At 48.5% G+C, this 22764-nt stretch carries 23 protein-coding genes; 6 read left to right on the plus strand and 17 right to left on the minus strand.

The features are described from left to right. Positions 1-36 precede the first annotated feature (36 nt). Positions 37-819 carry a SagB/ThcOx family dehydrogenase gene (locus HP401_RS20055; protein ID WP_173606286.1) on the minus strand — a complete coding sequence of 261 codons (783 nt, stop codon included), beginning with the start codon at positions 817-819 and terminating at the stop codon, positions 37-39. Positions 820-944: 125 nt separating this feature from the next. Here HP401_RS20055 and HP401_RS20060 point away from each other — a divergent pair, with 125 nt between their 5' ends. Then, the gene (locus HP401_RS20060) at positions 945-1826 is read left to right on the plus strand and encodes a LysR family transcriptional regulator (protein WP_173606287.1); all 882 of its coding nucleotides are present in this window, start codon (positions 945-947) and stop codon (positions 1824-1826) included. Between the two features lie 21 nt (positions 1827-1847). Here HP401_RS20060 and HP401_RS20065 read toward each other — a convergent pair whose 3' ends face one another. From HP401_RS20065 to HP401_RS20080, 4 genes are all read right to left on the minus strand, one after another. Continuing rightward, positions 1848-2627 (minus strand): GNAT family N-acetyltransferase, encoded by a 780-nt coding sequence (locus HP401_RS20065; protein ID WP_173606288.1) that lies wholly within the window; start codon positions 2625-2627, stop codon positions 1848-1850. Positions 2628-2786: 159 nt separating this feature from the next. Next, positions 2787-3182, minus strand: a complete 396-nt coding sequence (locus tag HP401_RS20070) for a hypothetical protein (protein ID WP_173606289.1) — start codon at positions 3180-3182, stop codon at positions 2787-2789. A gap of 84 nt (positions 3183-3266) precedes the next feature. After that, positions 3267-4247 carry a BtrH N-terminal domain-containing protein gene (locus HP401_RS20075; RefSeq protein WP_173606290.1) on the minus strand — a complete coding sequence of 327 codons (981 nt, stop codon included), beginning with the start codon at positions 4245-4247 and terminating at the stop codon, positions 3267-3269. Further along, positions 4231-4803, minus strand: a complete 573-nt coding sequence (locus HP401_RS20080; protein ID WP_173606291.1) for a PadR family transcriptional regulator — start codon at positions 4801-4803, stop codon at positions 4231-4233. The genes HP401_RS20075 and HP401_RS20080 overlap by 17 nt, the downstream gene beginning before the upstream one ends. Before the next feature lie 239 nt (positions 4804-5042). Here HP401_RS20080 and HP401_RS20085 point away from each other — a divergent pair, with 239 nt between their 5' ends. Then, positions 5043-6314 carry an MFS transporter gene (locus tag HP401_RS20085; RefSeq protein ID WP_173606292.1) on the plus strand — a complete coding sequence of 424 codons (1272 nt, stop codon included), beginning with the start codon at positions 5043-5045 and terminating at the stop codon, positions 6312-6314. Between the two features lie 125 nt (positions 6315-6439). Here HP401_RS20085 and HP401_RS20090 read toward each other — a convergent pair whose 3' ends face one another. Together HP401_RS20090 and HP401_RS20095 are read right to left on the minus strand one after the other, a co-directional pair. Further along, positions 6440-6874: a hypothetical protein gene (locus tag HP401_RS20090; RefSeq protein WP_254457133.1), complete on the minus strand. Its 435-nt coding sequence runs from the start codon at positions 6872-6874 to the stop codon at positions 6440-6442. Between the two features lie 30 nt (positions 6875-6904). Then, positions 6905-8359: an aminotransferase-like domain-containing protein gene (locus HP401_RS20095; protein ID WP_173606344.1), complete on the minus strand. Its 1455-nt coding sequence runs from the start codon at positions 8357-8359 to the stop codon at positions 6905-6907. Positions 8360-8496: 137 nt separating this feature from the next. Here HP401_RS20095 and HP401_RS20100 point away from each other — a divergent pair, with 137 nt between their 5' ends. Next, positions 8497-9399: a DMT family transporter gene (locus HP401_RS20100; RefSeq protein ID WP_173606293.1), complete on the plus strand. Its 903-nt coding sequence runs from the start codon at positions 8497-8499 to the stop codon at positions 9397-9399. Here HP401_RS20100 and HP401_RS20105 read toward each other — a convergent pair. The 5 genes from HP401_RS20105 to HP401_RS20125 all read right to left on the minus strand — a co-directional run bounded on the left by HP401_RS20105 (position 9364) and on the right by HP401_RS20125 (position 14421). Further along, the gene (locus HP401_RS20105) at positions 9364-9576 is read right to left on the minus strand and encodes an alpha/beta fold hydrolase (RefSeq protein ID WP_173606294.1); all 213 of its coding nucleotides are present in this window, start codon (positions 9574-9576) and stop codon (positions 9364-9366) included. The two genes, HP401_RS20100 and HP401_RS20105, sit on opposite strands and share 36 nt — an antisense overlap. Positions 9577-9762: 186 nt before the next feature. After that, positions 9763-10845, minus strand: coding sequence for a glycoside hydrolase family 15 protein (locus tag HP401_RS20110; RefSeq protein WP_173606295.1), 1083 nt, complete (start codon positions 10843-10845; stop codon positions 9763-9765). A gap of 166 nt (positions 10846-11011) precedes the next feature. Continuing rightward, positions 11012-11836 carry an inositol monophosphatase family protein gene (locus tag HP401_RS20115; protein ID WP_016743074.1) on the minus strand — a complete coding sequence of 275 codons (825 nt, stop codon included), beginning with the start codon at positions 11834-11836 and terminating at the stop codon, positions 11012-11014. 285 nt (positions 11837-12121) lie between these two features. After that, complete coding sequence (locus tag HP401_RS20120) at positions 12122-12334, minus strand: CstA-like transporter-associated (seleno)protein (RefSeq protein WP_173606296.1); 213 nt, start codon at positions 12332-12334, stop codon at positions 12122-12124. After that, a complete protein-coding gene (locus HP401_RS20125; RefSeq protein ID WP_173606297.1) occupies positions 12331-14421 on the minus strand; it encodes a carbon starvation CstA family protein in 2091 nt (696 codons plus the stop codon). Before HP401_RS20125 ends, HP401_RS20120 begins: the two co-directional genes overlap by 4 nt. 256 nt (positions 14422-14677) lie before the next feature. Between HP401_RS20125 and HP401_RS20130 the strand changes: the two genes are divergently transcribed. Further along, a complete protein-coding gene (locus HP401_RS20130) occupies positions 14678-15163 on the plus strand; it encodes a hypothetical protein (protein ID WP_015892581.1) in 486 nt (161 codons plus the stop codon). 59 nt (positions 15164-15222) lie between these two features. On the opposite strand, the gene HP401_RS20135 is transcribed toward HP401_RS20130, so the two are convergent. The 5 genes from HP401_RS20135 to trxA all read right to left on the minus strand — a co-directional run bounded on the left by HP401_RS20135 (position 15223) and on the right by trxA (position 20634). After that, positions 15223-16005: a LytR/AlgR family response regulator transcription factor gene (locus tag HP401_RS20135; RefSeq protein ID WP_015892582.1), complete on the minus strand. Its 783-nt coding sequence runs from the start codon at positions 16003-16005 to the stop codon at positions 15223-15225. Further along, positions 15980-17707 (minus strand): sensor histidine kinase, encoded by a 1728-nt coding sequence (locus HP401_RS20140; protein WP_173606298.1) that lies wholly within the window; start codon positions 17705-17707, stop codon positions 15980-15982. Before HP401_RS20140 ends, HP401_RS20135 begins: the two co-directional genes overlap by 26 nt. 70 nt (positions 17708-17777) lie before the next feature. Beyond that, on the minus strand, positions 17778-18695 hold the full coding sequence (locus tag HP401_RS20145; protein ID WP_254457134.1) for a GNAT family N-acetyltransferase: 918 nt from the start codon (positions 18693-18695) through the stop codon (positions 17778-17780). Between the two features lie 304 nt (positions 18696-18999). Beyond that, entirely contained in the window at positions 19000-20091 is a 1092-nt protein-coding gene (hppD, locus tag HP401_RS20150; RefSeq protein ID WP_016743081.1) for a 4-hydroxyphenylpyruvate dioxygenase, read from the minus strand. Positions 20092-20316: 225 nt separating this feature from the next. Continuing rightward, on the minus strand, positions 20317-20634 hold the full coding sequence (trxA, locus tag HP401_RS20155; protein ID WP_015892586.1) for a thioredoxin: 318 nt from the start codon (positions 20632-20634) through the stop codon (positions 20317-20319). A gap of 290 nt (positions 20635-20924) precedes the next feature. Here trxA and HP401_RS20160 point away from each other — a divergent pair, with 290 nt between their 5' ends. Both HP401_RS20160 and HP401_RS20165 read left to right on the plus strand, forming a co-directional pair. Beyond that, the gene (locus HP401_RS20160) at positions 20925-21323 is read left to right on the plus strand and encodes an RrF2 family transcriptional regulator (protein ID WP_015892587.1); all 399 of its coding nucleotides are present in this window, start codon (positions 20925-20927) and stop codon (positions 21321-21323) included. Positions 21324-21425: 102 nt separating this feature from the next. Beyond that, positions 21426-22106, plus strand: a complete 681-nt coding sequence (locus tag HP401_RS20165; protein ID WP_173606299.1) for a class I SAM-dependent methyltransferase — start codon at positions 21426-21428, stop codon at positions 22104-22106. Positions 22107-22764: the final 658 nt, after the last annotated feature.

Consider the following 22764-nt stretch of genomic DNA (forward strand, 5'->3'; position numbering starts at 1 on the left):
AGGATGCGGCTTTTTATGCCCATCCTTTTTACGTGCTTATTCCGGTCGTCGGTCTGTTAGCCAATGACCGCCTGCGATTTTGCCCACTGATGCCATCAACACAGACAGATGCGACGTGCCATCAATGCCTAAATATTCGTTCATGTCATGATCCATCCAGTGACCAATCGTCGTTACCCCAAGCCCCAATCCATTTGCTATTAAATGCAGATTTTGCGAAACGTGCCCGGAGTCCCACCAAATATAGCGGTACGCACGCTCTTTGTATTTGTCTTTCGTGCGATCTACCATCGCTGTCCAAACGAAATTGACAGCAGCCCGTCTTGTCACCTCTTGTTCTTCCGTGAACAGATAGGCAATCTCGGACGTGTCTTCTCTCTTCAGTCCCTCCAAGCACCAATTCTGTACATCCAGGTGATACAGGCCCTTCTCGAGTCCTTCCACGTTGTTGATCATCAGGTACGTCTCAATCGGATACAGGGCCCCGGCAGACGGCGTCGTGCGTAATTGATAGTCTCCCATATCATCTGTGATACCCTGTGTCCCCCACAGCAAGAGATTCAATTCATTAAGCGTCATGGGCTGCTTCAAGAAATTACGCTTGGATCTTCGATTAGCGAGGACCTCCCACAAATCGACGGATGCTGGAAACTGCGGCTTGCCCAATTCTATGCGTGCAAACACCTCTTCATAGCGCAAATACGTCGCTGGTCTTTTGGAAAAATCATAACGAGAGGCCCAGCCTTTTTCTAGCTCGCCTACCCGGTAAGAGGTCGCCTCGATAAATTCATTTGCAATTCGCTGCCATTCGGGATGCATCTATGTTCCTCCTCGTATGTGCTTGGTGGTGATGTCTTTTACTATACGAAGCTCTTTTCCATTAGTAAAACAATGATTTATAATATTTTTCATAAGATAAAACTAATGAAAAGGAACGAGGAGACATGACGCTTACCCAACTGCAAGTGTTTGTCGCCGCAGCAAAAGCTGGTAGCTTCACGCGGGCAGCAGAAGAAATCGGCTTTACGCAATCCGCCGTCTCGCAGATGATTCAGTCCCTGGAAAAAGAGCTAGGCGTCAGCCTTTTTCAGCGCAGTCGCAGCGGGATTACTCCGACGAGCATCGGAGAACGAATGCTTTCGCACGCTCGCGACATTTTGAACATCACATCCTGCATGAAGGAGGAAGCAAACGTGGCCCGCGGGATTTCGTCCGGTACCTTGCGTATTGCCTCGATCCCCAGCGTCGCCTCCCGCTTTTTGCCTGGACTTTTGGGCAGCTTTCGCAAGCGGTTTACGGCCGTGGACATCCTGCTTTTGGAAGGCGACAGTGATGAAATTAGCAATTGGCTGCACAGCTCGGTTGTCGACATTGCTTTTACCGTTATGCCTGATAAGGAAATGCAAACGTTGCCGCTTTTGCAAGACGAAATGATGGTCATTTTGCCAGATACCCATCCGCTGAAAGATAGTCAGACCCTTCGTTTTTCCGAAATTGCGGAACGCTGCTTTATCATGCCAAAGGATGGCTGCATCCGAAAAATGCTGCAAGAGAATCACATCACCCCAACAGTTACGTTTGAAGTGCGTGAGGTGTATACGATTTTGACCATGGTGCAGGAGTATATCGGCGTCACCATCATGCCTGAGCTGTACATGCCACCTGTCATCCCCAAAGTCGTCGCGATCCCTCTGTCGCCCCCGATTACAAGGGAAGTCGTGCTCGCGGTTCGCAACTGGCAGTCGATCTCCCCACTCACGGCAGAGTTCGCCGTTCACAGCCAGCAATATGTAAAAGGCATGGATTTCACGCCAACGAGCAAGTAGTCACACGAACAAAGCCCTCGCCTATTGGGATGGGCGGGGCTTTTGGTGTGCGAGAAGCTCTGTTAGCCATTTTTCAAATTTATTGGCACTCATAATTTCATGGGTAATAAATTCCCCCTCATAAAACAGGCCAAAGGTCGTCCATATGACAGGCGCGTTCTGTGCTGCTTCCCTCGTTGTCAGCTCGTACGCATGAAAGGGAACACTTTTCGCTTCCGCTACTTTTCTCAGCTCTTCCAAAACACCAACAGCAAATGGACACTGCGCTGTGTAATAAATGGTGACGCCTTTCTCCGTTGAAGAAGTCGTTCCTGTTTTCTTAAAGGACGGCATAGCGGCTTGTTCATTCCATTTCCATGCCACTAATTGAAAATACGGCTCTGCTTGGTCTGCCAGCTCAAACCCCATATGCTCAAAAAAACGCCTCTCACTCAAATACGGGTACTTGTTCTTCCCTACGATATGAACGATTCCGTCCATACCACGTTTGATGGCATCTTCCTTGCAATGATGCAACAATTGTTTCGCATGCCCGTTCTCTTTATATCTGCCAGACACCCACAAACAGTTAATGTACATATAATTGGGCGCTTCAATTGGAACCCATGCCATTTCCGCAGGCAAGTACTCAATAAACACTTTTGCTCGCTCATCCAAGCGATAAAAAACCAACCCTTCATCCATTCGCTCTGTCAGCCACTTCTTCTTCTCGGCTACTGAATGTTCGTATTGTTTTGCACCTAATGCACAGCATATGTGCTCCGTTTCTATATTCTTTTTCGTGATTTCTATATACGCCATTGTTTACCGCCTCCACCTTTCCTCTGCTTTTATCTATGATCGCGGACGAGGATTTTAGATAAAAGTGGTTGGTTTTTGGTAGCTGAGTAGTTATGTATATTTTACCACTTTTTTCTTGCCATAGAAAAAGGAGAAGTAGTGAATAGCTAGTTGGTTTTTTCATTCAAACAATGAAAGCTCTATTTCACCTGCTTGATCTTGCTCTAGATGAACAAGTGGAACAGGAGAGTAAATAAACGTATCCCCGTCGTTTTCAAGCTTGTACATGATACAAAACAAAGCTGATCCTCGATGATCGCCACTCGGTATGGAGAAAATCATGGCTGGACAGCGCAGCTCAGCAGAATGAACGCTTGCACACAGATCTTTATAAGTCACAACAGCAAGGTTGTCGATATCAACGAGATGCTGTTGACAATCCCCGATAACTTGCCTGTAATACTCTATATTTTGATGATACTTATTCGCAAAGCTCTGCTTATACTCCTCAATGCTAAGAAAGCAACACTCCCAATCCAAAGGTGGGATACTTAACACATAGCGATAGTACTTCAACTTTCTGATTCCTCCTCTTTTGAAATCAAGCTATTATACTTTAAGCATAAAGGAATGATTCCGTTCCATGTAAGTGTAAAGCTATCACAACAATAGCTCCATGGCTGCGCGTTCTTTATCCGCAATCTCAAGCAACAGCTTAGACGCATGCACGAGCTCTTGGTGCTCACCTGTTCTTCCTGCATGGTCGATTGATGCAGAGACGCTACCCCACATTGGAGCGATCTCTGTAAACATACAGTGGGCTTGTTCGATCCTCGGGTCCTCCAGCCGTTCCGCACATTCTCTCAAATAATCCCTATACAGATTCCGAAATAAAGCGCCACCGGTTCCCGCCCGCTCCATTAGCATCGCGGTAAGACATAAATCATGTTCGACATTGTTGCTGCGAGAAGGCCACTTCAGGATTTCATTGCTCATTTTAACAATGCCTCTATTGCCAATATTCTGAATCGGCGGGTTTAGATAGTCTTGCGCATTCATGGTCAAGGATACACGTATAGCAGAAACAAGCGGAAGCAATGCGTCGTTTGGCTCGATCGTAAAGGAACGATTCCGGGAGCTCATGGGTCCCTTTGCATTTCTGGCAGCGGCCAAGCTTGTCAAACTCGTCTTCACAAGTCCCCCCTGTTGTCTGGTGTCCGCCAAGTAGGCGTATTCGTCATCTATACCGTAAAGTACCGCATAGTGACCGGCGAAGTGCACTTTGTTCGTAAAATAATCCAAGTAATAAGAATCTAATTTAAGCGCAACCGGAATGCCGTGTTCGATGCTACTTCGGACGTTCTGCCACGCCTTATTGATGGACGAGGTTTCTTGATATCTGACGTTCAAGCCGAGTCGTTCGGCGAGATAAGCGGTCAGTTTATCCGGTTTTATCCTTCCTCCGATGAAAGGAAAGTCCATTCCCTTCGAATCCCAGTATATGAATCCAAGCCCTTGCCCGAGTCCGAACAACATCGGCTCAGACAGGTGGACTCCCGCATATTGCAATAAATTGCCCATGGCGGTTGTTTCGCAATGTTCCCCTTGATAAGGAATGAAACCTTCAATAAATTTGACCATGTTTACTTGCCTCCTCCAATAATTCATGGATGAAACGACTAACGAACGCTTGCTCGCTCTCGATTAAGCTTAATGGATGCAAAAACAACGCCCTTACGTTCAGCGGCAAGCTAGCTCCGCCTTGTGATTCGTACTTCTGTCTTATTTTTATCGAGGCTTGTCCAAGAAAATCCAGTCGTTTCCGTAAAGCAATGACGGCCTCTTCCTTCCCGATATGGGGCAAAGCGGCCAAACCGAGATCGAAGCGGTTGTCACGTTCCCGTGTAGACGACAGACAATCAAGAATTTCATTTCTCAGCTTACGTGTACCCACTTCGGTGAGGGCAAACCGGGTCGGCGCTGGCCCCTTGCCGGATTTCTCGTCGGATGTCTCAGGTGCGATCCATCCTTTATCGCTAAGTTTCTTCAATCCTGTATATATCGAAGTTGTACCGATATTTGCCCATTCTTTATAGCCTCGCTGTTCGACTAACTTCATAATATCGTATCCGGAAGCTTGACGATGTTCCGCGATCAATTGCAGGAGCATGAATTCAACATTCGATAATCTATGCATAGAGGGACTCCTTATCATCAGTATTTCATATATGGAATATAACGCAGGTGTAATAAAAATTCAATAACCGAATCTTCTGCGGCACTTGAGCTCGCGGCATCAACCGATCATGCCGATCTTTTTTTGGACGTCGTGCTTTGACTATGATAATGAAAGCGCAAGATCTTGAAACATAGTTTCCCCTATACTAAAAATACGAAAAATGGCAATTAGTTGTGACGAAAAATGGGGGAACGAACATGAGTAACAAGGTGGAAGGATTGTTAACGAACACAGATTTTCGCAGGCTCTGGATTGGGCAAACGGCATCACAGTTTGGGACTCAGGTTGCATTATTAGGAATGCCATTAGTGGCAGCTCTCTATTTAGGAGCCAGTCCCATGCAAATGGGGTTGCTTGGTTTTGCCGAGTATGCGCCATTTATCCTTTTCGGGTTGCTCGCTGGTGTATGGATAGATAGATTTCCCCGGCGACCCATTCTTGTCGCCGCTAACTTTTTCAGGGGTGCATTACTGCTCATAGTGCCGCTGACAGCCTTAACTGGATTCCTGAATATGACAGTTCTATATTTGATAGCCTTCATAGTGGGGATCTGTACTGTCTTTTTCGATGTTGCCTATACATCCTTTTTGCCTTCCATTGTGAGCAAGGAGCAGCTTGTTGATGGGAATAGCAAACTAGAGACTAGTAAATCTACCGCGCAAATTGCTGGGCCGGGTTTATCAGGTGGACTGGAACAGTTAATCACCGCTCCTTTTGCAATATTATTCACTTCGGTAGCCTTTTTTGTATCCGCTGTGTACATAGCCCGGATTCGCAAGTTGGAGACAGTCGTGACAGATGCGAAAAAACCAAAAAACATGTGGCTGGAAATCAAAGAAGGGCTGCATACGGTTTACACAAAACCGTTGCTGTGGGGAGTGGTGCGCTGCTCAACAATCTTTAACCTTTCCTGGAATGTTATTTTTAGTGTTTATGTTCTATATGCATCGCAAGAACTCAAAATCAGTGCGAGCATTGTTGGCATCATTTATGGAACGCTAGGAGTAGGGTACCTATTTGGCTCTCTGCTTGCCCAAAGGGCTGTACGTCGTTTTGGAGTAGGTCCAACTATTGTGGGTTCCGCTACGATCGCAGCAAGTGGCGGTTTGCTTGCTCCATTAGCAGTAGGATCAGAATTAAGCATGGCGTTGATTATGATGACGGGACAGCTTCTTTTCGGAATGGGTGTCTCCATGTTTAGCATTAGTACCGTCAGTTTACGCCAAGTAATTGTACCCGATGCCCTGCAAGGTCGCGTGAATGCTACCTTTCGCTTTATCTCGTGGGGTTCTTTACCGCTAGGCTCGTTGATTGGAGGGATGATAGGGGGGACAATGGGTTTACGGTTCGCTTTATTTGCGGGTGGCATTGGATTGTTAGCTTCGGCTTGTACATTATTGTTCACCCCATTTTTACAACTGCGTATGAAATCATTTCATGAAGTAACACTGGAAAAAGATGTGTCATAAAGAGCTAAGGAGTGCCTTAAGAAGTATGAAACTAACAGGTATTCAGGAATGTATTTTTGCTCCTGAATACCTTTTTTAAATTATCCCGGTTGATCGCTACCAACCAGAAAGACCTTCTTTACTGGCTAGTACGTAATGCCGAGCTCTGCCGCTAACACGAGAAACATCGCGTGCGACCATAGGAGCGGTACAGCGGGGTGCCCTGTTCTCTCCACCCACATCTCATAATGAGCCGGGGAAAGCAAATGCTCCTGTACTTGTTCAGGCAGTCCGTTCACTTGCCGCTGGGACACAATCCACGCCGCTATCTTTTCGGCTTCTTCACGCCTGCCCGTTTTCACGTAATACCAGCCCAACCACGCAGATAACAACAGCCACTGCCCCCCAACGGGTTTTATCAATCGCCCGTTGGCTGTACCATGCTCGCATATGAATTGGCGAATGGTCTCTCCTTGCTGAGTCGCCTCCCGCTTTTTGCCCGGACTTTTGGGCAGCTTTCGCAAGCTGTTTCCGGCCGTGGACATCCTGCTTTTGGAAGGCGACAGTGATGAAATTAGCAACTGGCTGCCGCCTCCACCTTTCCTCTGCTTTTATCTATGATCGCGGACGATTTGACCAAGCCTCTCAATGCCAGATTCAAAATCGGCGATCGAAGCGTACCCATACGAGAGCCGCACATACCCTTCTTTCGTCTCCCCGTAAATGTTGCCTGGATTCAGCAGAATGCCCTGGCGTTTGGCTGCTGTAAAGAGCTCCATCGTCGAGAGCTTTCCATTCATTTTCAGCCAGATGAAAAATCCTCCCTCAGGCACTTCCCACGTCGCGAGCTCACTCATGTGCTGCGTAAGTGCCCGGATGGCAGCCGCTCGTCTTGTAATGAGCTGCTCTCTGACCTTGTGCACATGCCTCTCATACAAGCCACTTGCCAGCCACTCCTCCGCCACACGTTGTGATAGTGAGCTGACTCCGTAATCCGTCTGCATCTTGATATCGGCCAGGCGTTCGATAACTGGCTCTGGCCCCACTACCCATCCAATCCGCAAGCCGGGGGTCAATGTCTTTGACAGGCTCCCGATGTACAGGACAGTTCCGTGTTTATCTCTAGCCTTGAGGGGCAGCGGTGGAGGCTCTTTCGTCCACAGCTCGCGGTAAATGTCATCCTCAATAATCGGCAGACGCTCTTCTTCACATACCCGCAGCAGCTCCAGCCGGCGTTTTTCTGTCATCAGGATGCCTGTTGGATTATGAAAGCAAGGATTGGTGTACAGAATCGCCCCATGCTCCTCTTTTCGCCTCGCATAGATCGCCTGTGCAATCATCCCCTGACGATCCATCGGCAATCCGGCAAGCTCCATCCCCGCCGACTGGAACACATGCAAGGAATTGAGATACGAAGGCTGTTCCAAAAACACAGTTGAACCTCGATGCAATAACCCAACCGAAATGAGCTGGAGCGCCTGCAATGCACCAGACACGATTAAGACAGAAGACGGCGAAGCTGTAATTCCTTGTCGTCCGACATAATCACTGACCGCTTGGCGCAGGGGAAGGTACCCTCTCGGCTCTTCATACCCAAATCCGCTAAGGTTCCTCGTTACCCGCTCCATGACTTGCTTCATCGTATCGACTGGAAACATGTCTGGGGAGAGCTCTCCTTTGCTCAGCTGAATCAGGTCTGACTGGAATTCACGCTTATTGATTTCTTGCACCGACGTCATGCTTGGCTTGTGCAATCCAGATCTGACGTACTCATTCCAATCCGGCGGTGGTGTCGTAGCCAACAGCGTCCAGGTATTATTGACAACGACAGTGCCCATTCCCAGCTTGCCCTCGATCAACCCGTCTGCGGTCAACTCCTCCAATGCCGCAATGACCGTGCTCCGATTGACTTCGAACGCTTGTGCCAAGTCGCGTTGGCTGGGGATTTTGCTGCCAATCGGCCATTCTCCTGTAGATATTTTTCCTTTGATAAAATCAATAATTTTCCGATATTTCGGCAACCGTTTCTCTCTGTGCAACCTGATCGATCCCTTCCTCTTCCTCATCTTCATAGGTAAAAGTGGTTGGTTTTTTTGATAGCCGAGTGGTTGCAGATATTTTACCACTTCTTGTTTACCATGGAAAAGAAAGAAGAAGCAGAGAATAGCAGGTTGGTTTTTTCATTCAAAGGAGGGAAGTTATCTTGTTTCATCCTGTCAGAAGTCGTATTTTCGCTGCACATGCCATCAGCATTTTGTTATGGGCCTCGGCCTTTGCCGGTATTCGCGTTGGGCTGCAAGCATACTCGCCGGAGCATCTCTCGCTGCTTCGCTTTCTGATTGGTTCTCTTTTTCTCGGGATACTCGCACTGTTTTTCCGCATCCGTCTGCCGGAGTTAAAGGATGTCCCAGCTATCCTTCTGCTTGGGGGCTTGGGTTTCGCCGTTTACCATACAGCGCTCAACTACGGGGAGATGAGCGTAAGTGCAGGGGTAGCCAGCCTTTTGGTCACGACGACGCCGATCTTTTCCGCTCTCCTCGCTCTCCTATTCTTCCGGGAGCATTTCGGTGTGAGAGGCTGGTTCGGTGCACTGATCAGTTTTCTAGGAGTCGCCATCTGTACGATTGGCACAGGAGAGACCCTTCAAATAACAGACGGAATATTCTTGATTTTATTGGCAGCCAGTAGCGAAAGCATTTACTTTGCGTTTCAGAAGCCACTCGTAGAAAAATACGGCGTTCTCGCGTTTACCGCCTACACCTTATGGGCAGGTACCTTCTGCATGCTCTTCTTTCTGCCCGGACTTGGCACTGCGATAGCCCAAGCGCCTTGGGAAGTGACACTCAGTGTTGTGTATTTGGGCATTTTCCCTAGCGTTGTTGCTTATTTGTCCCTCGCCTATGTGACTTCTGTCGTTGGCACCTCGGAGGCTACTACCTCCCTTTACATGACGCCAGTGCTCGCTTTTCTGATTGCTTGGGTGTGGCTGGGTGAAGGTCCTACGCTTGTGACGATGGCTGGTGGCGTTGTGACGCTTGTCGGTGTCCTGCTCGCAACGATGAAGCCTCGGTTATCCAGAAGCACATTCAAACACCAACCCTTTTAGAAACGCCAGTATTTCCATGCTTGTCGCTATAGGCGTATCGATCGGAATCAAATGCTTGGAGCTTGGAATGACTACCGTTTTGCTTTGCGGATGCCTCGTATCCATTTGGATCAGAGAGAGCTTCACATCGAGCTTTGACTCAGTCTCCGCCGGGAGAAACAGAACCGGGCATCCCATTTGTGCGCAGGCATCCTCAAAGTGCAAATCACAGAATGTCTCTATGCTCAGCGAGGCAGGTGCTCACACTGTCTGTGATAGCCAAGCTGCTTGCGAGTATTCCAACAGAGTCCTGAACTGAGCATAGCAACAAATGGTGTCAATAGATGTCAGCAATAAGAAAAACCAGGAAGACCCTCTTCCTGGCTAGTACGGAATGCCGAGCTCTGCCGCCAACACGAGAAACATCGCATGCGACCAAAGGAGCGGCACAGCGGGTTGGCCCGCTCTCTCCACCCACATCTCATAATGAGCCGGGGAAAGCAAATGTTCCTGTACTTGTTCAGGCAGTCCGCTCGCTTGTCGCTGGGACACAATCCACGCTGCTATCTTTTCGGCTTCTTCACGCCTGCCTGTTTTCACGTAATACCAGCCCAACCACGCAGATAACAGCAGCCACTGCCCCCCGCCGTAATACGTATCAGCCGGGTAGCGATGCACGCCGTGTCCTGCGCGCAGTTCCTCTTCTATGGCCTGCACGGTCCGGATCATAAGCGGATCATTCACGTCGACGATCCCATACGGCAGTGCCAACCAGAGAAGACTTGCATCCACTGAATGATCCCCGACGGATTTTATCAATCGCCCGTTGGCTGTACCATGCTCGCGTATGAATTGGCGGATGGTCTCTCCTTGCTGAGCGAGTTCGAAAGCTCGTTCGGGCAAATAAGGCTCCATCGCCTTGATCCCGGCATAAATGGCTCCCAGCGTCACTGGATGGATTCGGTCTCCTCCCTCTTCCCAGCAATCAAAGTTCGGGAGCTGCCAGCACGCCAGGACATAGTCAATCGTCAGTTCAATCGATGGCTTGACCTCGTGAATCAAGTCATGCTCTCCACTCATCCGCACATGCTCAGCCAGCCCCCACAGCCATGTCCCGTAGCCATCGAGCTGAAAGCTGCCCCATTCACCTGCCACTTCTTCTCCGTCCGCTGTATAGCGCGTATGCAAAAAGCGGTCTCTTCCCGCATCATTTTTGTCTAATCCATTTTTTACTGCCGAAATGGCTGCTCTTGCCTTTGTCTCATGCTTTCGGATCACATCATTACACCATTGGTAAAACTTGCGGGCACTCTCATGCTTGCCAGTACGGTTCATTGCGTAGGCCGTAAATGTTCCATCGCGGAGCCACGCATACTGATAGTGGACAAATGCGGGTGAAGCGATGTACGCCCCGGTACTCGCTTGATGCTGTAGGATCAACTTTACACTTTCCTCGATCAGGGTCATGGTTATCCCCCCTTATTCGGACAAGCCGACTTCGTAACAAATACAGTCGCTGCTCGTCTTCCGGCTATGCTTTTATAGCATATGCACCCGACATCCAAACGAAAACCCAAGATGCATAACAAAAGAAAACCCACTGGATGCGCATGTCCGGTGGGTTCTTGTACACTTAATTTTGTGAAGGTACATCGGTATGTTCCGATTTCAGGAACTGCTGCAGCTCCTCATAAAAAGTCGGGTTGCAAGCCATCACGCTGCTTTTTTGGTCGTACGGCAGTGGTGTTCCCGCCATGGTCGTCACCCGGCCGCCTGCTTCCTCTACAATAATGCGAGCTGCCCCGAAATCCCACGCATTGAGCTGCATACTGACATAGCCATCCAGTCTTCCCGCAGCCACATACGCCATTTCCAGAGCGGCGCTTCCCAAAAGACGCATTCCGCGAACCTTCCCAGCAAGCTTTTTCACAATCAAATCAATGCCGATCTGCTCAGCACGCTTGTTCCAAAATACGCTCGTACATAACAAAGCTTGCTCCAGGCTCACTTCTCGATTCACTTGCAAGGGACGATCATTGAGAAAAGCCCCTTCCCCTTTTACCGCATAAAACAACTCGTCTCTGGAAGGATCATAAACCGCTCCGACCATTCCCTCTCCCTTATGATACACAGCAATGGAAACGGAAAAATTGATTTGCTGATGCACAAAATTAGTCGTACCATCAATCGGGTCGATGACCCAAAGCGTGTCATACTGCTTGTAATCCTCCACATGTGCACTCTCTTCTCCAAGAATGCCGTGATCAGGGAAGCGTGCAAGAATCATCTGAATGACGTGATTCTCCACTTCTTTATCTACGGCTGTAACAAGATCGGAGGCAGATGTTTTATACTCGACGGTAAAAGGCTCCTTCATTCGCTTCAAACTCAGCTCACCCGCTGAACGGGCGCATTGCAAAGCGAGCTCCTTGAGAGCCGCCAGTGTTGATGCTTGCACACGTATCGCCACCTAAAACTTGACTTATTTTTTCGCAAAGCACGCCCTTTTCTTCCAGAAAGAGAGGCTTCGATGTTTTAATTGAATATGATGAGACAGCTCGTGTTAAAAAACGGCCATGCTATATGATTTAGTGTACCATACTTTACCTGCTGTTACACCACACGTTAGCCATGGGGAGTGTGCCTGAAATGTCGTTGCTTCACCCAGCACCCGGATTATTGAAAAAGGGTGTCTCCCTCGTCATTTTCTGACCGGGGAGACACCCTTTTTTACATGACCACTTTAGCAGCAGCGCGTTACGCCGCCTTTTTCAAATCGTTCGGTCAATGCGTACATGTAATACTCACGCTCTGTCATCGGAAAGATACCCGGTTCCCCATGCGTCTCGTACCAATGGGCGAGATAGCGGTCATAGTCAGGCATTCCGAAAATGGTTTTAATAACAGAGCTCACTTTGCGCATTGCCTTTCGCATTGCCCTTAGCTTGCGCCTCATGCTACGTGATGTCCTTTCCCGTCAAATACATTTCCTTTGGACTTGATGTACGGAGACTCCTGCAACGGATAGTGCTTGCCGCGGAGAATATTGATCCATACCCGCGCACCATCGAGAATGATCCCAATCGTAATGACCATGAAGATCGCACATACCACAGCATCGATCTGGTCGTTAAAGATCATTTTTTGTGCAGCTTCTACCGTTTTTACTCCTTTTGGCAGCGTGCCCGCATCCAGTGCCTTTTGGAATGCTTCTGCATGCGAGAGGAAGCCGATTTTTGGATCAGGATGGAACAGCTTTTGCCAGCCTGCTGTCAGCGTAGCCGTCGTCAGCCAAGCCATCGGTACGAGTGTGATCCACGAGTAAGCCGCTTTGCCCATTTTGAAAATAATCGTCGTTCCCACCGTAAACGCTATCGCGGCGAGCATTTGGTTTGCGATACCAAAGAGCGGCCACAGGGTGTAAATGCCTCCCAACGGGTCCATGACACCTTGGAGCAGGAAGTATCCCCATCCGATGGTAATGATCCCAGAACCAATCAGATTACCTGGCAGCCAGTTGACTTCCTTCATTTTCGGAATGACGTTGCCGAGCATGTCTTGTACCATAAATCGTCCGACACGCGTTCCCGCATCGATCGTCGTCAAAATAAAGACAGCCTCAAACAAGATCGCAAAGTGATACCAGAAAGCCATTAATGCCTTGCCACCCAATACTCCCGAGAAAATCGTCGCCATCCCAATTGCCAGTGACGGTGCTCCGCCCGTCCGGGAAAGGATCGTCTTTTCTTGAATGTCGTTGGCGAGCGTTGTTAAATGGTCAGGGGTTACGGTATAGCCCCAGCCTGTTATCGTCGTCGCAACCTGAACTACATCCACGCCAATTGCTGCGGCAGGTGAGTTGATCGCAAAATAGACACCGGGAGTCAACACGCACGCTGCAATCATCGCCATAACCGCAACGCCAGACTCCATCAGCATCCCGCCATAGCCGATCAATGGCGCATGCGATTCCTTCGCGATCATCTTCGGCGTCGTTCCGGATGATACGAGTGAATGGAATCCTGATACGGCTCCGCACGCGATGGTAATAAACAAGAAGGGAAACAGATTTCCTGCAAAAACAGGGCCAGTTCCATCAATGAACTTTGTCAGTGCTGGCATTTGCAATGGCGGCAGTGTCAGCACAATTCCCACCGCCAATACCGCAATCGTCCCTACTTTCAAGAATGAGCTGAGATAATCGCGCGGTGCCAACAGCAGCCACACAGGCAAAACCGAGGCAATAAACCCGTACACAATGATCATCCAGGCAAGCTGTACTTTGGAAAACGTGAAGGCTGGTCCCCATGTTGGCGATGCAGCAACGATTTGACCGAGCCAGAGGGAAAAGAACAGCAGGGCAAGCCCGATAATCGAGCCTTCCAATACTTGCCCAGGTCGTATATACCGCATATACAATCCCATCATGATCGCGATAGGGAGCGTCATGAATATCGTGAAGGTAGCCCACGGTGATTCAGCAAGAGCGTTAACCACAACCATGGCCAAAACAGCAATCAGGATAATCATAATGGCAATAATACCAATCAAAGCGAGTGCTCCGCCAACAGGACCGATCTCTTCCTTGGCAATCTGACCGAGAGACTTTCCATTGCGACGCATCGATCCGAACAGAATAATAAAGTCTTGTACCGCTCCACCGATCACGACCCCGACGATAATCCAGATCGTTCCCGGCAAATATCCCATTTGCGCAGCCAACGTAGGACCTACGAGCGGGCCTGCTCCTGCAATCGCAGCAAAATGGTGCCCAAACAACACCCATTTGTTCGTGGGCACGAAGTCTTTGCCGTCGTTGTTCACTTCTGCTGGAGTAGCGCGATTGTCATCGAGCGCCATTAGTTTTTTTGCTATGAATTTGCTGTAAAAACGATATGCTACAGCATAAGTGCAAAATGCGGCTGTCAGTAACCAGAACGAGTTGACTGATTCACCTTGCCAGAGGGCTATCATCCCGAATCCGACAGCACCCAATGCGGCTATCCCGCCCCAAATCAAGAGGGAAAGAAACCATTTCTTCATCCGAGTCGCCTCCTTCTATTTATTTAATATTCAGGCAATGGACCTTAGAAAAACGTATCACATCGGACAGCTTGCCAACATAAAAAATGACTGAACCGTACAAAAACAGGCATAAGCTGCACCATCCTCGTTTGAGTGTAAGCGCGTTCAATTTGGGGACGTAGAAAGTCTCCGCCCCGAGTCCGATACAAACCCCTCCACAATATGTTAAAGTTATACATAAATTGGTATGGAAATCAAAAAGGAGAATACGCACATGCGACGAATCGGGGGTTACATCATTATCGGAATCGGAGCGATTTTTGTTCTGGCTACCTACCTGAACGTACCGCTCGCAATGGACATGCTTTGGCCAGTCTTTCTTCTCATCCCAGGAATCGGGTTTCATATTTTCTTTTTTATGAACCCAATGCCGAATCGCGCTGGATTGTTGGTGCCAGGCGGGATCTTGCTCGTTTATGCTCCACTCTTCTTTTTCAGCCAGCTATTTTTTCATGGGGATATGAGCACGACGTGGCCCTTCTTCCTGATTGGTCCTGCTGTGGGGCTTACCGAACTCTACCTATTCGGCAATCGCAAACCCGCTCTCTTGATCCCCATTGGCATCCTCACTGTTCTCGCTATCATATTTTTGATCGCGAATCTGGCGTCTACCCAAGTAGGCGGCATCCTCGGCTTGATCCTGATCGTTTTGGGAGGGATCATGGTGACACGGAAGAAAAACGATGACTATCCCGTGTAAGCAGTCAAAAAAACAGACCAATCCTCCCCCAAACGGGACGCAGGATTGGTCTGTTTCCTTTAAAACCCCAATCGTTTCTTCAATTCCTTTACGACATTGCGGCTAACAGGCACTTCTGTTTTGCGTTGATCCTGCATGACTAGATGAATCGAGCCTTTAAACCAAGGGACGAGCTCTGCCGTTTTAGATAAATTGACAATGAAAGCGCGATGGGTCCGAAAAAACTGTTGGCGTGACAGCCTGCTCTCCAGCTCCTGCAACGTAAAGGTGGTCGCATATTGCTCACCTGCTGTATAGATGCTCGCATACCTTCCTTCCAAGGTGGCATAGACGATTTCGTTTGGATCAATCAGCATGATCTTGCCGTTTTTTTCTACCGGGACACGATGTGGCTGAGTATCGACCAGTACATTTTGCAGAAGGGATTGTAGCCTTTCCTCCAGTAGCGGTGACGCGTCCAATGCAGGCTCACTTTTCCGCCTCATTTTTCGTACCCGGTTCATCGTCTTTTCCAGACGCATTTCGCTGAACGGTTTGACGATATAATCAACGGCTTCGGCCTCAAATGCTCGAACCGCATGAAATTCATACGCACTTGCAAAGATGATGACAGGTGGATTGACCATGGATTCCAGAAGCTCCTGCCCCACATCTACACCGTCCCTGTCCTGCAAATGGATGTCCAAAAAAACCGCATCCGGCTCTGTCTGAAGCACCGCTTCCAACGCCTCTTCCCCACTGCCCGCCTCTCCTACTACGGATACTTCCGAAAACTGCTCCAGCAAATACCGCAGTTCTTCTCTGGCAGGCGTCTCATCATCGACGATGAACACTTTGAGCACTGACGTTCACCCCTATCGGTAATTGTATGGTGCATGTTGTCCCGCTCCCGCTTTTGCTCTCGATCACGATTCCATACGGTTCTCCGTAAATCGATTGAAGACGACTTTTTACATTGGCAAGACCGATTCCAGATAATTGCCGTCCTGCACGCTTCTCATCTAGTGCTCGCTCGGATGGGTCCATCTCCATTCCGACTCCATTATCTGCCACTGTCAGTTCGACGATTTGCTTTTCTTTGCGGCGCGCACGAATCACTACGGTTCCCCCTTCGCGCTTGGGCAACAGCCCGTGCTTGACCGCATTCTCTACCAGCGGCTGCAAAATCAGTCCTGGCACGGTAAACCGCTCTACGCCGTCCTCGATGTCGTACTCTACATGAAGCTTGTCCCCGAACCTCGCACGTTCGATGGCCAAATAGGCTTCGATATGCTCCAGCTCACGCGCCAGACTGACATATCCGCCAGAGTCATGCAAATTACGGCGGAAGTACTCTCCCAAATGAATCAATAATTCACGGGCCTGTTCGGGACGGAAGCGAATAAACGAAACGATCGTATTGAGCGCATTAAACAAGAAATGCGGATTGATCTGCGCATGCAAGGCCCTGATTTCTGCATCTGCCAACAGGCGGGACTGCTTCTCTAGCTCAGCCAGTTCGAGCTGACTCGATATCAGGTTCCCCAATCCACGTACGAGTTCCAGGTCCACTGCCGACAGTTTGCGCGAGCGATCCTGATACAGCTTAAGCACACCCGCCACTTCACGTCTTCGCATCAGGGGGACAAGGATCGCATAGCGCAAGGGACAGTTCGTCTCCCTGCACCCAATCTCTTCCTTCGTCTGGGCAATCTTTACTTCTTTGGTCGATAAAACTTCACGGGTCGCCTTGGTCGTTATGCCTTCTCCCACTACGTGATGAGACGAGCCTGCACCAACATGCGCAAGTACAGAGCGCGTATCGGTAATCGCTACCGCTGCTACACGCGTCGTCCGCAAAATTTCCTCCGCGACCTTTTGGGCAGAATCATAGGTTAGCCCTTGACGCAAGTACGATAGTGTTTTGTCCGCTACTTGCAGCGTTCGCTGGGCTTGGAGCGCCCCAATCCGATCCTCTTCCTTTTTGGCCAAATCAATAATAATGATCAAAATAGCAATTCCGACCGAGTTGACGACTGACATCGGTACACTAATGGCCTGAACCAATGCCAAAGCGTCAGCGTATGGGCGTGCGATGAGCAAAACAATTCCCATTTGCAGCCACTCCGCCAAGAAACCAACGAAGAGCGCTGTCGTCCACCCGATTTTTTTACTGCGGTTACGGAGGAACTGATAGATTAATCCCGCAAACAAGCCCTCGCTTATGGTCGAGATGGCACATGCCAAATCTGTAAAGCCGCCCAAGGAATAGCGATGAATTCCCGCAATCAGTCCTGTCATCAACCCTACCCAGGGACCAGCCAGCAAGCCTGCCACGACCGTCCCGATCACGCGTGAATTCGCAATCGCATCCTGATACCAAATGCCATTATAGGTACCCAGTATGGAAATAGCAGAGAAAATGACGACCATCAGTGCTTTTTCCCGCCACGTCGCTTGCTGGTTCAATATGCTGCGGAATGCACGGACACGCGTAAACAGCAAGGCCATCACAATCAAAACCGCCGTCCGCTCCGTCAATGGGACCATTAATGCCAGATTCATTGTTTTATCCCTCTCTATCGCTGCCCGATCGTTCCTGTTTGTTTTCATAACTAATCAAAATATTCACTCTTCACACCGTATTTCCCTTTTGCTTCTCTTCCTTTCTTGGTAAAAAAGGTTGCCGAAGTAATTTCGCCAACCCATGGAAACCCGTATCATTTTCATATTCGAACTCCAGTATTTTACACTTTTCCTTCCGCTCAAATCCTAGCTTTGTCCCCAGACGTACCGACTCCTCGTTGGTTTCCAGCGTGGTCCAATGCGGTGTCAGTCCATGTTCCATGCAATGCTCCAGATACGAAGCGCAAGCAAGTGTAGCAAAGCCTTTGTTCATGTCGGCTTCCTCGTACGTTTCCACGCTAATTTCATGGTCACGCTCATGGACACAGCAAGACAGGCAAGCACTCACAATCGTATTTCCCCGACATACGCAGAATCCTATGCCCCACTGCAAAAAATCATCCACCGAATGATAGAATTCCTCTACAACCTCGATCAGGATGTTGTCCGGGTCGTTTTCGATGACACCTGCATCGATTCTATTCAAACTGTATCCTTCAGGCAGAGAGCGGTAGCTGATCTTTCGCGCTTGGTATTGCTCGGGATTGAACTGGTAGTAATACTCCCAATCCGTTTCGATCTCTCGATGCGAGATGGCTTTGGTCACTGCTTTTTCCCACTCTTCATCTGGGACAACTGCCAGAAAATGAGTGCCCCCGCATGATTCGGTCGTATATCTGCGCAATTCCCCCTCGATAAAGGCACCTAGATCCGCTGTGAACGCTTCATTGGCAGAATCCCCTACGAAAATACTGATCACACCGGTTTGATCGACCAAGGCTGTCCGGGGCTGCTCCATATCATCTACGAAAATCGCTCCTCGATTTGTTCCATTGATAATCGCTTGGATGGTCAGATCGTTCACGTTCTTAGGTGACAGCAACGTCCTGATTTTTGCATAATCATTTGGCTCCAATCGATGAATCATCACAATTTCAGTCCTTTCACTTTCTTTTGGTCATCTGTGTACTTATGCGGCTATTTGAACGACTCTACCAAAAGCTTCTACGCTACCGTCCTGTGTTAGCTGAATGTCCTGCTGAACTTCCCTCTTGATACTCACATCGCATAATCATCCCTTTATATCCAGCATTTGGTTCCTACTAGTATAGATGATAGAGATGGGTAAATGGTTCATGAGATTTATTTTTTCTGCTTCGCAAACAAAAAAAGACCATCCCTTCAGCGTTTTCAGCCTGAGATGGTCTTGTCATACTTGTTACGTCAATGAATTAAAGGTTCCCTCTGCGCTCCTGCTCTCGCTCCAACGCCTCGAACAGTGCCTTGAAGTTGCCATTTCCGAAACCGCGCGCTCCTTTGCGCTGGATAATCTCGATAAACAGCGTCGGACGGTCTACAATCGGCTTGCTGAACAGCTGCAAGAGATAGCCTTCGTCGTCTCTGTCGACCAAGACCCCCAGCTTTCTCAAAGCCTCGATGTCTTCGTCAATTTCCCCTACACGCTCTTTCAAATCTTCGTAGTACGCATCTGGGACCATGAGGAAATCTACACCGTTATCACGCAGCTTCGATACCGTTTCGATAATATCATTGGTCAGGATGGCAATATGCTGTACGCCTGGTCCTTTGTAGAACTCCAAAAACTCCTGAATCTGCGACTTGCGGCGTCCTTCTGCTGGCTCATTAATCGGGAACTTGATGCGTCCAGTTCCACTTTGCATCACTTTGGACATGAGCGCAGAATACTCCGTCGAGATGTCGTCCTCACTGAAATTTTGTACGGCTGTAAAGCCCATGACCTTTTGGTAATATTCTACCCACTCATCCATGATCTCGACGTTACCAACGATGTGGTCGATGCCGATGATACCCGTGCTCTCTCCTTTGACTGGAGATTGGTAAGCTTTATAGCCCGGGAAGAATGGTCCGTTGTAATTTTTTCGTTCGATAAAGGAATGAATGTTTTCTCCGTACGTACCGATAATCGCTTTTTTGACCGTCCCGAATTCATCGGTATACTCAGTCGGTTCCATGATCGGAATGGCTCCGCGAGAAACGGCCTCCCGGTAAGCCTGCTCACAATCCTCTACACGCAGGGCAACGTCCTTGACTCCGTCCCCATGCTTTTTCACAAAATCCGCGATCGGGCTGTCAGGCGTAAGGGCCCCACTGATCACAAACGTCATATGCTTCTGCTTCAAGACGTAGGAAACCTTTTCCCGAGAACCTGTCTCCAAGCCCGAATAGGCTACTGCTTCAAAACCAAACGCATTTGTGAAATAGTGCATAGCTTGCTTGGCGTTCCCTGTATAAAACTCCAGGTAGTCCCAGTCCTGAATCGGGAAAAAATCGGTATTGCTCATTGCCTACCCCTCCGCTTTCCTTTTCGATTATTGACATTATTTTGTGAATTGGGATTATTTTGTCGTTATCTTGAGAGTACATTGGAAGCGCTTCCCCTTGCAAGAGCACGAAACAACGCGAAAACGCTCAAACGCTTTTATTCATTAAAGTACGCATGCGAGTAACAACTGGATACCAAAAAGCCACCGATCAAGTTGACCGATGGCGTTCCCTTCGTTTTCCTACTACCTATGCTTGAAAACAAATTGTTTCAGTTCCGCTAGAGGGGCAGCTCCTACGGCCTTGTCAATCATTTCTCCGTTCTTGAGCAAAATGGTCGTTGGCAAACTCATAATGCCATACTGATTGGCAATCTCTTGTTGTTCATCGACATTGACCTTTAGGACTCTCACTTCGCTGCTATGCTCCCTATCGAACGATTCGAGTATCGGCCCAAAAAAGCGGCACGGCCCGCACCAAGGTGCCCAAAAGTTGACGAGAGTATAGCCCTCGCTTTTTACATCATGTTGAAACGTAGAATCTGTTGTGTGGCAAATGCTCATTTGTAAGTTCCTCCCCTTTTTATGTTGAACAGTTATCCAAAACGACCATTACAGAGCCTCAATATCCTTAATGGAGGCAAAAAAATAACTCCCTGTACTTGGATCATTTCAAACAACACATTCATAGACTTATCATATCTATAATATCCCTCAAGGATTTTTAGTGTCAAGTTGCCCCATCCAAAAATGGGCGTCGAAAGTGCAGATGACAGCGCGAATCACTCTCCCCCTTGCTCATGCTCCCCATTCACTTTATGATGGATGTATTAAGTCCATGATTGAGGTGTATTATGAAGTATTCACAGGCAACAGATTATGCCCTCCATGCGATGCTCTATCTGGTAGCAGAAGCCCCTGATAAACCCGTTAGTGTTCAGCTTTTGGCAGAAAAGCTAGGCGTTTCACAAACATACCTATCCAAAATGCTGACCAAACTGGTCAAAGCGGGGTTGATCCACTCGGTCTCTGGCGCAAATGGCGGATACAAGCTCAAACGCAATCAGGATGATATATCGTTTCTCGATGTTATCCAAGCCATTGAAGGCACAACCTCCTTGTTTGAATGCAGCTTCCGTCATGATAGTGCCTGTCTGATTCAACAGGTTGTGACTGACGCCGAGCAGCAAATGATGCATACGCTAAAGAGTAAAAAAATTGCTGACCTGGTCCCACATATCCCCAAACCATGATCCTTTGACGTAAAACATCTTCCATGAAAAGCTCCGGCCGCCTTGACCGGAGTTTTTCTTCATAACGCTATCGTTCAATCGAAGAGAAAGGCGTGAACAAGGATGAGCCAATGGACAGAACAAGCCGCCAAGCAATGGGATCAATTTGCAGAAGACTGGCGAAAACGAAGTGAGCATATGTGGGAAAAAGGGAGCCGTAGCACCATCCTTCCCTATTTTATGAAGCATGTAGCTGTCGGAGCTGGACCTGTTCTCGATGCAGGCTGTGGTGATGGCTATGCCAGTTGCAAGCTTGCAGAGCACGGCTATCAGGTGGAGGGCATCGACATTGCCGGGGAAATGATCCGCCTCGCTCATGACAGGGTCATTTCCTCCTCAGGCTCTGTTCATTTTCAGACGGGAGATATCAGCGAGCTTCCTTTTGCCAATGATTCATTCTCCGGTGTGCTCTCGATTAACGTAGTGGAATTCACGCCGTCTCCGCTCCAGGCACTCTTGGAGCTTCACCGCGTGCTCGCACCCGGAGGAATTCTCGTCTTGGGTATCCTCGGTCCTACAGCTGGCCCACGCGCTCATAGCTATCGCAGACTTTATGAAGAGACGACGATCCAAAATACGATGATGCCCTGGGAAGCCAAGCAGTTGGCGAGCGAAAATGGCTTCACACTGATTGACGAAGAGACGGTATACAAAGAAGGAATTACGCCAGATATTGCGGGCCGCCTAAGCGTAGAGCTGCGGGAGGCTGTCAGCTTTTTAACCTTGTTTGCTTTGCGAAAATAGATCAGAATGCTCTCAACTTTCGTTAAGTATGCCGGTCACACCTATGAGAGGGAAAAACGGCAATTTTTTATGATCAATCACATCGAACAGTGTCCCGCTAGTCTAGGCTTTGCTATTCCATATCTGGGCAGTTTACTTACCAATATTTCGTTGTTAAAATGGTCGTGCTAATAATATTTATTTATTTTTATTTTTTTATTAATCCTACTACAACTTTGTGCGACACACATCTCGGAAGGTGAGAAGAATTATTATCAACGAATGTAATTTTACAATTGTAGCCCCTATCATTTGCTTTCATTGTGGGAATGGAAACTTTCACAAATCTGATAATAAACACCAAATATACAAAGACCTCATCAATAATGAAGTCATTGAGATACCGGTAAAGCGTCAACGGTATCGATGCACTGCTTGTGGTACGAAAGAATGGGACGTTGTATTGGGCGCATCAACGCATTTGAAAAAAACGAGAAGACTACTTTCCTTTGAAAAGCGCAACACATGATTCCAAGGTTCATGTGCCATTGCGAAAGAGTCCACCAACTATAGTTAAGAAGCCGCTTCCCTGAAGCTCACAGGGAAACGGCTGATTCTTCTCACATACTGCATTATCGATATCATCAATTCGTACGGGTCACATTCCATAACCATACCG

The organism is Brevibacillus sp. HB2.2, from assembly GCF_013284275.1.
Lineage (GTDB): Bacteria > Bacillota > Bacilli > Brevibacillales > Brevibacillaceae > Brevibacillus > Brevibacillus brevis_D.